This is a genomic window from Colwellia ponticola (assembly GCF_005885605.1).
GTDB lineage: Bacteria > Pseudomonadota > Gammaproteobacteria > Enterobacterales > Alteromonadaceae > Colwellia > Colwellia ponticola.
Map to the genome: position 1 here is coordinate 22,007 of NZ_SZVP01000016.1, position 12,652 is coordinate 34,658.

Genomic DNA, 12,652 nt, shown 5'->3' on the forward strand with positions numbered 1-12,652 from the left:
AATAAGTAGTACCGCACAAGAGAGTGGAGGATATATGGCCAACTTTATTGATAGACGACTTAACAGTAAAAATAAAAGTACTGTTAATCGTCAGCGCTTTTTAAGGCGTTATAAGAATCAAATTAAGAAGTCTGTTACTGATGCCGTTAATGAACGTAGCGTAACAGATATTAATTCGGGCGAAAGTATCATTATTCCCAAAAAGGACTTGTCCGAACCGACATTTCACCAAGGTGATGGCGGCATAAAAGATAGAGTTCATCCTGGAAATGATCAATTTTCAACTGGTGATAAAATACCTCGTCAGCCTAAAAAGCAAGGACAAGGTGCTGGTGAAGGTGATGCTAGTGATAACGGTGAAGGTGAAGACGACTTTACTTTTTCAATATCTAAAGAAGAGTATTTAACACTTCTCTTTGAAGATTTAGAACTACCTAACCTTGAGAAAAATCAATTAGACAAGCTAATTCAATACAAGACAGTGCGCAGTGGTTTTTGTGCTGAGGGGGTTCCTGCTAATATTGATATTGTCAAATCGCTACAAGGCTCAATTGCCCGTCGTATAGCAATGACATCATCAAAACGCAAACACTTAAAAGCGCTAGAAGAAGAGCTATTAATATTATCGAATGATAAATACGATAATATTCAACAAAAGCGTCGTTTGATAGCAGAAATTAACGACCTAAAAGAAAAAATAGCCAAAGTTCCTTTTATTGATACTTTCGATTTACATTTTAGAAACTACGCTAAGCAAGCTGTACCTACCTCTAAAGCCGTTATGTTTTGCTTAATGGATGTTTCAGGCTCTATGGATCAAGCGACTAAAGAGATGGCTAAACGTTTTTATATTTTATTATATCTATTTCTTAGTCGTACCTATAGCAATATTGATGTCGTCTACATTAGACATCACACTCAAGCTAAAGAGGTTGATGAAGAGGAGTTTTTTTATTCACAAGAAACTGGCGGAACGATTGCTTCAAGTGCGTTAACATTAATGAATGACATAATAAGTGAGCGTTATGATGATAATCAGTGGAATATTTATGGTGCTCAAGCATCAGATGGTGACAACTGGGCTGATGACTCACCTCGATGTCAGTCTATTTTAGAGCAACATATATTACCTAAGAGTAGATACTTTAGCTATATTGAAATAACCCAGCGCGCTCATCAAACATTATGGCAACACTACAAGCATGTAGAAGATTCGCATAGTAATTTCGCCATGCAACACATTAAATCTGTTGCTGATATTTATCCTGTATTTAGAGCACTTTTCAAAAAAAATACACACAATGCTGCTTAATAAAAGGGTGATTAATGAAACATAATAATGAAGCAATTAAAAACACCAAGGTTACGCCATTAAATGATACTCCTGATTGGACGTTTGACTTGCTCAAACAGTATCAACACGAAATAGCCCGAGTAGCGGATTTTTATCGCCTAGATACTTATACTAATCAAATTGAAGTGATAACAGCAGAGCAAATGATGGATGCCTATGCTAGCGTAGGTATGCCTATTGGTTATAATCATTGGACTTTTGGTAAAAAATTCATTCAAACAGAGCAAAACTATAAACGTGGTCAAATGGGCTTAGCTTATGAGATTGTTATTAACTCAAGCCCTTGTATATCCTATCTGATGGAAGAGAACACCCTCACTATGCAAGCCTTAGTAATGGCACATGCTTGTTATGGACATAATTCTTTTTTTAAAGGCAATTATTTATTTAAATCTTGGACAGATGCTAGCTCCATTATAGATTACTTATTATTTGCAAAAAATTATATTGCACAATGTGAAGAGAAATATGACATAAGCGACGTTGAAGCGACCTTAGATGCTTGTCACGCTTTAATGAGCCATGGCGTTGATCGTTATAAAAGACCACAAAAAATATCCTTAGATGAAGAACTAAAAAGGCAGTCTGAGCGCGCTGAATATTTACAATCACAAGTTAATGCGCTTTGGCGCACTGTACCTAAAAAAGCGCAACTAGATAATGAAGCGAAATACCAATTCCCCTCAGAGCCACAAGAAAACATTTTATATTTTATTGAAAAAAATGCGCCATTATTACAGCCTTGGCAAAGAGAAATAGTCAGAATTGTACGTAAAATATCTCAGTATTTTTATCCGCAAAAACAAACACAAGTTATGAATGAGGGCTGGGCCTGTTTTTGGCATTATACTATTTTAAACCATTTATATGATGAGGGTTTAGTGACAGATAAATTTATGCTGGAGTTTTTACATCACCATACTAATGTTGTTGCACAACCTGAATATAATAGTAAATACTATTCTGGCATTAATCCTTATGCCTTAGGGTTTAATATGTTTATTGATATTAGACGTATTTGTGAGCACCCTACTGAAGAAGATAAGGAGTACTTCCCTGATATAGCTGGCAGTAACTGGGTAGATACTTTACATTTTGCTATGGAGAACTTTAAAGATGAAAGTTTTATTAGCCAGTATTTATCACCTAAATTAATCCGTGATTTTAAATTATTTCACATTCATGATGATAGTGATAAAGACTATGTGGAAATTGGTGCTATTCATAATAAGCAAGGCTATCAAAAAGTACGTCAGCAGCTCGCTAGTCAATACAACCTGAGCAATATAGAAGTAAACATTCAAGTAATAGATGCTAATATTGATGGCGACAGAGCGTTAACGCTAAGATATACCCCGCATAATGGTGTGGCATTGGGGAAATCAAAAAATGAGGTATTAAAACACCTGCATTATTTATGGCAATTTGACGTAAAAATCATCCAAGCTACTGAATCAGGTAAAGATAATGTTATCGCTAGTTGCCCACCGCAAACCAAAGACGAGTAACGGATTGTTACTGAGCTTACCTTGACTGCTAACTAAAGCGTTAGCAGTCATTTTTTGGGGTATCAAGGTTCAACAAAAACTAGTCTTCAGATAACTCTTTAAATACATCTTCTTTTAACTCAGACCAAAGAATACCTGAGTCAATACCATATTTACGAACTGCCAATATAGCACGATCAAATTCATTATTTTGTGCCAAGTCTATTAGTGACTGATAATACGCGCGAGTTATTTCACGCCCTTTGGGGTGGCCAAAGTATAAATTACCAATACGAGAATAAAGACCACTCAAACCATTGAGGATCAATAAATAAATAGAGTTACCTGATGCAACAACTAAATCTTTATTAAGCTGATAGTCAAACTGAGAAAAAGCCTCGCCAGTATCTTCAATCGTTAAATAACCTTTTAAATTTTCTATCGTTTTTTCTGGGTTATTTTTAATGGCGCCACGAATATAAATAGCGCTAATATTAGTGCGTGCTGACAGTAAATTATCAACCAAGTCTGGAATACCTTCTTGGTCTAGTTGTGCTAACGTTTCTAAAATATTTAAGCTGGAGGTTTCCCAGAAATTATTTACTTTAGTCGGCTTACCATGCTGAATGGTTAACCAGCCATCTCGGGCTAAACGTTGTAAAACTTCTCTAAGTGTCGTGCGAGTTACACCAATAAGCTCTGATAATTCACGCTCAGCGGGCAATATAGAACCCGGCGGAAAACCACCATTCCAAATAGACTCAACAATATATTGTTCAGCAAATCCTGCTGGGCTTTTCGCTTTTATAACCATTGATCTATTACCTGATAATATTGTGAAGAAGGATGAATTTCGCAAGAGATTGTACCAGATGTATGCTCATGCACAAGCACCATTAATAATGGGTACATTAAAAATAAATACCGACGGCTAGCTTAATATAAATAAAGATGATGGCGAGTATCAACAAAACAACCTAAAATCAACCGCATTTTTGTGTCAATTCGTATGGATTTTGATAGAATTCATGCCGAATAATAATCACTTAACTAGCATAGATACCAATCAGACTAATTTATTGCTCACTGAAAGAGAATTAAAAAGCTTAAAGACAAAGCATTGGTTGATGAGAATGATTATTCACTTGTCAAAGTCAATAATGCCGTATGTAAGCTTTGTAGACTCGTCCTGTGGGAGAGCAGTAGCAAACTGTTAACATCACAAAATGTATCACCCATAGCCTGTCTATGCTGACTATATTTTGTTTGTTCTAATTTGCTACTGAAGCCCTAAGTTGGTCAATATATCAATCCGTTTGGTATAACCTCACAGTCAATTTAGAGAGTAATATGAAAAAACTTCTATACATTTTACTGGCAATATCAGCGGTACTTTCTCCAAGCATAGCTTTTGCTTCAGAGGCAGCACCTTTAAATATCGATTTAACGAATCATTGGATTGGCTATACCGCCATTGCGATATTTGTATTGGCATACTCACTCGTTATTTTAGAAGAACAATTACACCTAAGAAAATCAAAACCTGTATTACTTGCTGCTGGCCTTATTTGGATTTTAATCGCTGCTTATTATAGTGCCAACGGTATGCCCCACGTTACTGAAGTAGCCATTCGGCATAACTTTCTTGAATATACTGAATTATTCTTTTTCTTATTAGTGGCGATGACTTATATTAATGCGTTATTAGAACGCGATGTATTTGACTCACTGCGAGACTGGTTAATACAAAAAGGATTTAGTTATAAAGCATTGTTCTGGATAACAGGTATTCTAGCCTTCTTTATTTCACCTATTGCCGATAACTTAACAACGGCATTAATTATGTGTGCGGTTGTCTTAGCCGTCGGTAAAGATGAACCTAAATTCATTGCTATGAGTTGTGTTAACATAGTAGTAAGTGCAAACGCTGGTGGTGCATTTAGTCCGTTTGGTGATATTACTACCTTGATGGTTTGGCAAAAAGGCATTGTTGAATTTACCGAGTTTTTCCAGCTATTCTTACCTTCTCTTGTTAATTTCATTATTCCTGCTTTTATCATGCAATTTTTCTTACCCCATGGTCACCCAGTATCAGATTCAAGTGGTATAACCCCAATAAAGAAAGGTGGTTTAACTATTGTTGGCCTGTTTATTTTAACAATTATCACTGCCGTTTGTTTCCATAACTTCCTACATTTACCGCCAGTATTTGGCATGATGTTAGGTTTAGCTTACTTAAAATTCTTCGGTTATTATATTCGCCAGACAGGGTTTGGTGAGATTGATCACTCAGACTCTCCAACAAGTCATGTTGTTGAAGATAACTTTGATATTTTTGATAAAATAGCGAAAGCCGAATGGGATACTTTATTCTTTTTCTATGGTGTTATTCTTGCTGTTGGTGGTTTGGGCTTTTTAGGCTACCTTGGTATGGCGTCAGAATTTATGTACGGTGAACTTGGGGCAACTAATGCCAATATTTTAGTCGGTATATTATCGGCAATTGTTGATAACATTCCCGTTATGTTTGCAGTATTAACCATGAATCCTGAAATGTCTCATACACAGTGGTTATTAGTGACCTTAACGGCAGGTGTTGGTGGTAGTTTATTATCTATCGGCTCTGCTGCCGGTGTTGCTTTAATGGGTCAAGCAAGAGGTTATTACACCTTCTTTAGTCACCTAAAATGGACTCCAGTAATTTCATTAGGTTATGGTGCCAGTATTTACGTACATTTACTAATAAACTAGCTATCGTAAACCCTTAACTCATAATGTTCATTTACCATAAAGTAATAATTCATTGGTAATCACATCATGTTATTGTATAAAAGCCTCTTATTCGTTAGAGGCTTTTTTATTGGAAATTTTCAGAGGATTTTTTTTGAACTATTTAAGTGATATTACCACCAAGCGCACCCCCTGGTTATTGTTAACCTTGTCGGCATTAGCATTAGAGCTATCGGCCTTATATTTCCAGTACATATTAGGTCTAGCACCGTGCATCATGTGTGTGTATCAACGACTGGCCATTTTAAGTATCTTTTTTGCAGGTGCTATAGGTACTGTTGGACATAATAATTTATTAGCAAGGTTATTCGCTTATGTACTATGGGGAATAGGTGCAATTTGGGGGCTGCTCATAGCATTAGAGCATGTAGAAATGCAAGAAAATAGTGGGTCACTATTTTTTAGTTGTGAATTTATTCCTAACTTTCCTACTTGGGCGCCATTGCATGAATGGCTACCCTTCTTATTTGAAGCTACTGGAGATTGTGGTGATATTGCGTGGCAATTTTTCGGCTACAGCATGCCACAATGGATGGTTGTGGTGTATGCATTGTACACAATAGTCTTTGCCGTGGTATTGATGAACCGTTTAGTCTGTAAAAAGACATTGTAGACGCTAGGTTTAAGTACTAATTCTAGCCACTCACTTGAATCACTAAGATAATAGCCTCGAGATTATTATCTTAGTGATGTGATTAACCATATATTTACTCACTTATTTAAGGCTAACAAGAGCGAGTACTCATATTAGTACTTAATCAATATCACTTAATGGCCAAATAACAATGTGATCTTCAAACTGCTCAAGACTAACCTCATTGTCTTTAACAATTTTTCCTCGCACTGACATACCCGCTTTATGCATAGCTGATTTTTTGCCTTTATGTAGCAATGGATGCCATGAAGGAATACCGCGCCCTTCTTGTAAGCGGCGGTAAGTACAGCTTGGTGGCATAAAAAATACTGCATCAATATTTTCTTGTGTTAAACGCACACAATCAGGCACTAGTGTTGTTCTTTGCTCGTATTTAGAACATTGACAGGTTTTTTCATTTAACAAGTGACAAGCAATATTAGAGTAAAAAATTTGCTCACCTTCTTTGATATGATCGGTCGGGAGAAGCTCGGATGCTTCATCGGTAGCTTCATCATCAATAAACTTGTTTAAACAACATTTAGCACAACCATCACACAATGACTCCCACTCAGCGCGCGTCATTTCTGTTAACGTTTTACTCTGCCAAAAAGGCTGCTTTTCAATTTTTTCATTAACCATATATCACTACTTATTTTACTACTGTTTTGATGACTTCAATGACGAATCCCACCGTTAAAAGGCTAATCAACTACTTTATCGGAGGAAACTTAATATGATCAGATAAATGACCGACTGAGCTGACAAAATAATAAGACAAATTCCAATGCATTAAGCTTTTATAATTATCATAAGCAAGGTAAACGCGACCATTTTTATCATCAGGCAGCACTAATGCCGCCTTAATATCAACACTGGGTAAATTAGTGCCATCTGAGCGTCTTACCCCCAGCGCTTGCCACTGCGCCAAGGTTTTTTCTGTTTTAGCCCATGCTTTTAACCAGTTTTGTCGATTACCTGTATTTTTAGGAATAGCTAAATTATAATCAAAATTTTCTGGTAACTTAACCTGACGACCCCAGGTAAATTCATCATCCCAACCTACCTTACGTAAGTAATTGGCCATAGAGGCAAAAACATCTGCTTGGTTTTGCCAAATATCTTTTTTACCATCACCGTCTCCATCAACAGCATAGCTCAAAAAAGAAGTTGGCATAAATTGATTTTGTCCCATTGCTCCAGCCCATGAACCTTTCATGTTGTCATTGCTTATATGACCTTCCGCTAAAATAGTCAGGGCTGCCATTAATTGCTTTTTAAAAAAAGTTTCACGGCGTCCTTCATAAGCTAAAGTTGCTAAAGCCGATATCACATTATAACCACCAGTGTACTGGCCAAAGTTAGTTTCAAGTCCCCATAAAGCAACAATAAAGCGCGGTTGAACTTGGTATTGTTCTCCTATTTGGTTTAACAATACTTGATGCTCTTTATACAAGGCTCTCGCTTTATCTACTTTCCATTTAGGTACCCGTTTAGGTAAATAAGTATCAAGTGTTTCTATGTTTTCAGGCTGACTTCTATCTGCTTTAACGGCACGTTTATGAAAGGTCACCTTAGCAAAACTTTTATTAACTAACGCCTCGCTAAAGCCATTGGCTATTGCTTCCGTTTTTAAGTTGACTACGTACTCAGCAAAGCCTTCTTCACTCAATGCCCCCTTTGCGGCAGTTGACTGTGACATTATACCAAGCATAATCAACACTGCTAAGGTGATTATGTTCGTTAAAAGTTTCATTAAGGATCTCCTTACTCTTGTTTAGTTTTCATAGCAGCTTTATGCTCTTTTAATAAGTCTTCAGTCGGCGGCGGTAACTGTAAATAAAAGCCTTCTTCAAGCAGGTTTGTTTTTACTTTTTCTAAATCAGCCATACCTAACTTATCTTTAGTCGCCAAATTAATAATGGTTACTAAATTGGGAGTACCAAAAACTTTCATCAATTGTTCTGGAACGCTAGAAAAATCATCTCTTTTTTTAACAAAGAGATATGTTTGTGCTTTTCGAGCACTCTTATAAATGGCACATAGCATAATGAAAACCTATAGATAGTAAAAAAGAATGTTTTGATAAGCATATAACATACTTATCAAAACATTGAATCTGAGTGGTGTACTGAGTTGTTGATAACCTTGCTATTTGTCACCTTGCTTAGCAAAGTCTAATAGTGATTGACCAAACAATTGCTTACGCCAGCTTGATAACAATTCAACTTTATTTTTGCTATTACGCCCGCCGTTTAAGTCAAAATACCAAGTTAAAAATTGATTAATTTGTTTTTTAGAAGCAATATTTTCTATTGCTAAGTCATTTTTTTTGGCTGTATCCACTAAAAAAGACTTCACTTGTTTAAAGGTTTGTTTGTAACCTGGGTACTCATCTAAACGGATAATCTTTTCTGGGTAAGTACTCTCATCTGCTTTATCGGCTTGATTTAATACTGCCAGCATTGCTTTACCTTTATGGCGAATATCAAGGGTTTCAACACCTTCAAGTGTTGTCATAGCACTTACACTGTCTGGGTTGCTTTGTGCTAAGGCGAGCAAGGTATTATCTTTTGCGACAAAGCTAACAGGTAAATCACGTTTTTTAGCTTGTTGAAAGCGCCAACTTGCCAAATATTTTAATAAATTTAGCTGCTTAGGATTTAATCGCCAACTCATTTTAATATTAAGATAAATCTCGTTTTCATTAACAGGGGTAAACTTTTTATCAATCATGCTTTGTGTTTCTAACTTTGCATACGTTAAAAAGCCCAGCTCCGTTATTTCAGCTAATAGTGTAGGATAAATAGCAAACAAATGGTCAACATCCGCACTAGCATACGTTAACTGCTTTTCAGTTAACGGTCTTTTAGTCCAATCGGTACGTGACTCAGATTTATCTAATACAATACCCGTAAAGTGTTCGACCATAGCCGCATACCCCATTGATAAACCGTGTCCTAAAAAGGACATCATAATTTGACTATCAATGACATTGACTGGCTTGCACTGCCCTGCGGTTAAAAAAACCTCTAAATCTTCAGAGCAAGCATGCAGTACTTTAGTTATATTAGCATCGGTAAGTAACGCCCAAAAAGGACTTAAATCATCAACAGCAAGCGGGTCAATAAGCGCTAATTGCTTGCCATCACAAACCTGAAGCAAGCCTAACTTAGCATAGAAAGTGCGCGTTCGAACAAACTCAGTATCTATGGCTAACACATTAGCTTTAGCTAGTTGCAGGCATAATTGTTCTAAACTGTTTTGATCTTCAATAAGTTGATAATGCATAATGTAAATTCTATTGCGACTATTTGTGACGACGACGATTACTTTGTTGATTACGTTGCTGATGTTTTTTAACAGAGCGACGAATTCGACGACTTTTCGCATTATCCATAGCTTTTTCATCAACTTTCACTTTACTGACGGCTTCAGAAGGTAAATCAACTAATTGGCGATAGTAATTCACTTCTTTTAACGCTAACTCTCGCCAGCCACCCATAGGTAATTGTCGCTGCATTTCCATATCACCATAACGCACTCTAATTAGGCGACTTACTTGTACATCTTGGCTTTCCCAGAGTCGACGAACCTCGCGATTACGTCCTTCAGATAACACCACATGGAACCAATGATTTCGGCCTTCACCACCGCGATAAGTTATTTTTTGAAAACGTGCATGGCCATCTTCTAACTTAACCCCTGTACGTAATGTTTGTAACATTGCTTCGTTAATTTCACCAAAAACGCGTACGGCATATTCACGTTCAACTTTTTTTGATGGATGCATTAATCGATTCGCTAATTCTCCATCAGTAGTAAATAACAACATACCGGAAGTATTAATATCTAAACGGCCAACAGCAACCCAACGACCTGTTTCAAGCGGAGGTAGACGATCAAAAACGGTTGCTCTTCCTTCAGGGTCTTTGCGTGTACACATTTCACCTTCTGGCTTGTTGTACACTAATACTCGACAAATATCTTCGTCTTGCGCAGTTAATTTTACATGATGGCCATCTAAACGAATTTGCTCTGTACCGGTTATTCTATCGCCTAAAAAGGCAACTTTCCCGTCAATGCTAACGCGGCCTTCGCTAATCATAGTTTCCATTTCACGACGTGAACCTTTACCCGCTCGCGCTAATACTTTTTGTACTTTTTCAGAGTCTTTATGCGTCGCTTTTTGAAAGTTAACCTTTTCTACTTTTTCAGGTTCTTTTTTGTGATGACCTTTTTTGCCCACCACTTTTTTAGCTGCGTCGCTTTTGCTTAAGCCTTTTTTGGCACTGCCTTTTTTCTCAGTACCACGCGTGCCATATTTTTTATCAATAGCTTGCTCTTTTCTCGCTTGCTTTTTCTTGTCAACCGTCATTATTTTTTACTCTGTTACGTCAGTAGCAGCTCCCTAGTAGCTAACTTCTGGCTCATTTTTCGGTTCAGTTATCTAGCAAACAGCTGTTAAATAAGTACTGCTGTATTATTTTTGCTATTACTGAAATGGAGAAGGGTCACCTTCACCTACGCGTACTATTTCAATATCGTCATTAGAAAAATCGATAACTGTGGTTGGGTGCTCACCTAAATGACCACCGTTAACAATCAGATCAACCTGATGCTCTAATAAATCTCGAATTTGTTCAGGATCATACTCTGTCACCTCGTTGCCAGGCATAATCAAACTGGTAGACATTATAGGCTCTGCTAGCTCAGTCAACAAGGCTTGTGCGATGGTATTATCTGGAATTCTTATGCCGATTGTTTTCTTTTTAGGATTCAACAATCGTTTAGGTACTTCTTTACTGCCTTTGAAAATAAAGGTGTAAGCACCTGGGGTGTTATTTTTTAATAAACGATAAGCGCTGTTATCTATACGGGTATATTCTGATATTTGTGATAGATCTGTGCATACTAATGTAAAGTTGTGATCTTTGCTTATATTTCTAATTTGACAGATACGCTCTAATGCTTTTTTATCACCTAAATGACAGCCTAATGCGTAACCTGAATCGGTAGGGTATACAATAACCCCACCTTGCTTAATAATGTCTGCCGCTTGCTTCATTAAGCGACCTTGGGGGTTATCTGGGTGTACATAAAAAAACTGACTCATGAGACTTTCCTTTTTTGTAAAAATTTATTTTTTATAATTAACTTACTGCTCACTTGTATTCATTTTTAGTACCTTGTTACTGCCATTGTGCCCAAATAGGTTTCGCGCCCACCGGCATAGTAAGATTACGACCAATATCACTCCATTTATTAGGATGATGAAAATCAGAGCCCATCGAGGCATATAAATCGTACTCTTGACAATAAGCCAACATTTTTTTTCTTTGCTCAAGGTTCATTTGCGGTAGTACAATTTCTAAACCATCGCCAGCAGCTTCACTAAAATCAACAATTAAACGTCGTAACCATTTAGCAGAAAGATCATACCGGATAGGATGCGCCATTACCGCACTGCCTCCTGCTTGATGTATCGCTTGAACCGCCTCCTCTATACTGCACCAATTAGGTTTTACATAAGCGCGCTGGCCTTTTGAGCCTTTTTTGCCAATATACTTATCAAAGGCTTGTTGCATAGTACTAACATGCCCTTGTTGATGCAGCACTTTAGCAAAATGAGCCCGAGTAATTGAGCCCTCTCCTGCGAGTTCTTTAGCATCATCATAAATAGTCGTAAAACCACACTTTGCCAGTTTATCTCCCATGGAAATCGCGCGCTGCTCTCTTGCTGCTTGTTGCCAAGTAATCAGATTTTGTAGATCAACGTTATTTTTATCAATATTTAAACCAACAATATGAATTTCAAAACCTTGCCATGCGGTTGATATTTCAATGCCTGAGATTAATCTTAATGGAATTTTTTTATCGTCTATATGCTTTTGCGCTATATCAAGACCAGCGACAGTGTCATGATCAGTAATCGCTAACACATCAATTTGAAAGTTCGCCGCTCTATCTATCAAGCTTTGCGGCGATAAGCTACCATCTGAACAATGAGTATGACTATGTAAGTCGATACGTTTATGAGCAAAACCTTCGGTTTCTACTATCAAATGTGGGAAATCAGTGGTTGACAGCAACGCCATAATAAGGTCTTCTATAGGGGTAAAACTTAGTGTGATGATAAGTTTACTAATATCATGTAAATAATGATACTTTTTCCGCTATTTCATTTACTATTTTATTGGTAAGCACGGTAACTGTTAATTTGTGTAAGATTGACTAAAGCTCGTTAGAGTCGGCTAAAATAAGCTACGCAGTTAAGAAGCAAACTCAATAGCGCCAACACTAAGACTAATTAACATATAACTCGTAAATTAAAGGCACATCAATAATGAACACAGCAAAGACTAATATTACATTCATTTGGTGGTG

At 37.0% G+C, this 12,652-nt stretch carries 12 protein-coding genes; 4 read left to right on the forward strand and 8 right to left on the reverse strand.

The window, feature by feature from the left end; translation table 11 throughout:
• The first annotated feature begins 34 nt into the window (after positions 1 to 34).
• Both FCS21_RS13740 and FCS21_RS13745 read left to right on the forward strand, forming a co-directional pair.
• Positions 35 to 1,312 (forward strand): YeaH/YhbH family protein, encoded by a 1,278-nt coding sequence (locus FCS21_RS13740; protein ID WP_138624120.1) that lies wholly within the window; start codon positions 35 to 37, stop codon positions 1,310 to 1,312.
• A gap of 14 nt (positions 1,313 to 1,326) precedes the next feature.
• The gene (locus FCS21_RS13745; protein ID WP_138624121.1) at positions 1,327 to 2,862 is read left to right on the forward strand and encodes a SpoVR family protein; all 1,536 of its coding nucleotides are present in this window, start codon (positions 1,327 to 1,329) and stop codon (positions 2,860 to 2,862) included.
• 79 nt (positions 2,863 to 2,941) lie between these two features.
• Here the strand turns inward: FCS21_RS13745 and fadR are convergent, their stop codons facing one another.
• Complete coding sequence (gene fadR, locus FCS21_RS13750) at positions 2,942 to 3,655, reverse strand: fatty acid metabolism transcriptional regulator FadR (protein WP_138624122.1); 714 nt, start codon at positions 3,653 to 3,655, stop codon at positions 2,942 to 2,944.
• Positions 3,656 to 4,191: 536 nt separating this feature from the next.
• Here fadR and nhaD point away from each other — a divergent pair.
• On the forward strand, positions 4,192 to 5,592 hold the full coding sequence (gene nhaD, locus FCS21_RS13755; protein WP_138624123.1) for a sodium:proton antiporter NhaD: 1,401 nt from the start codon (positions 4,192 to 4,194) through the stop codon (positions 5,590 to 5,592).
• A gap of 133 nt (positions 5,593 to 5,725) precedes the next feature.
• Positions 5,726 to 6,244: a disulfide bond formation protein DsbB gene (dsbB, locus tag FCS21_RS13760; RefSeq protein ID WP_138624124.1), complete on the forward strand. Its 519-nt coding sequence runs from the start codon at positions 5,726 to 5,728 to the stop codon at positions 6,242 to 6,244.
• A gap of 141 nt (positions 6,245 to 6,385) precedes the next feature.
• On the opposite strand, the gene FCS21_RS13765 is transcribed toward dsbB, so the two are convergent.
• From FCS21_RS13765 to FCS21_RS13795, 7 genes are all read right to left on the reverse strand, one after another.
• Positions 6,386 to 6,907, reverse strand: a complete 522-nt coding sequence (locus tag FCS21_RS13765; RefSeq protein ID WP_138624125.1) for a YcgN family cysteine cluster protein — start codon at positions 6,905 to 6,907, stop codon at positions 6,386 to 6,388.
• A gap of 70 nt (positions 6,908 to 6,977) precedes the next feature.
• Positions 6,978 to 8,003, reverse strand: a complete 1,026-nt coding sequence (locus FCS21_RS13770) for a lytic murein transglycosylase (protein ID WP_371287245.1) — start codon at positions 8,001 to 8,003, stop codon at positions 6,978 to 6,980.
• 29 nt (positions 8,004 to 8,032) lie between these two features.
• Positions 8,033 to 8,314, reverse strand: coding sequence for a YcgL domain-containing protein (locus FCS21_RS13775; RefSeq protein ID WP_113667299.1), 282 nt, complete (start codon positions 8,312 to 8,314; stop codon positions 8,033 to 8,035).
• A gap of 102 nt (positions 8,315 to 8,416) precedes the next feature.
• Positions 8,417 to 9,556, reverse strand: a complete 1,140-nt coding sequence (gene rnd / locus FCS21_RS13780) for a ribonuclease D (RefSeq protein ID WP_138624127.1) — start codon at positions 9,554 to 9,556, stop codon at positions 8,417 to 8,419.
• Positions 9,557 to 9,575: 19 nt separating this feature from the next.
• Positions 9,576 to 10,643 (reverse strand): 23S rRNA pseudouridine(2605) synthase RluB, encoded by a 1,068-nt coding sequence (gene rluB / locus FCS21_RS13785; RefSeq protein WP_138624128.1) that lies wholly within the window; start codon positions 10,641 to 10,643, stop codon positions 9,576 to 9,578.
• Positions 10,644 to 10,760: 117 nt separating this feature from the next.
• On the reverse strand, positions 10,761 to 11,381 hold the full coding sequence (locus FCS21_RS13790; protein WP_138624129.1) for an L-threonylcarbamoyladenylate synthase: 621 nt from the start codon (positions 11,379 to 11,381) through the stop codon (positions 10,761 to 10,763).
• A 76-nt stretch (positions 11,382 to 11,457) separates the two neighbouring features.
• On the reverse strand, positions 11,458 to 12,363 hold the full coding sequence (locus tag FCS21_RS13795; RefSeq protein WP_138624130.1) for a PHP domain-containing protein: 906 nt from the start codon (positions 12,361 to 12,363) through the stop codon (positions 11,458 to 11,460).
• Between the last annotated feature and the right edge of the window lie 289 nt (positions 12,364 to 12,652).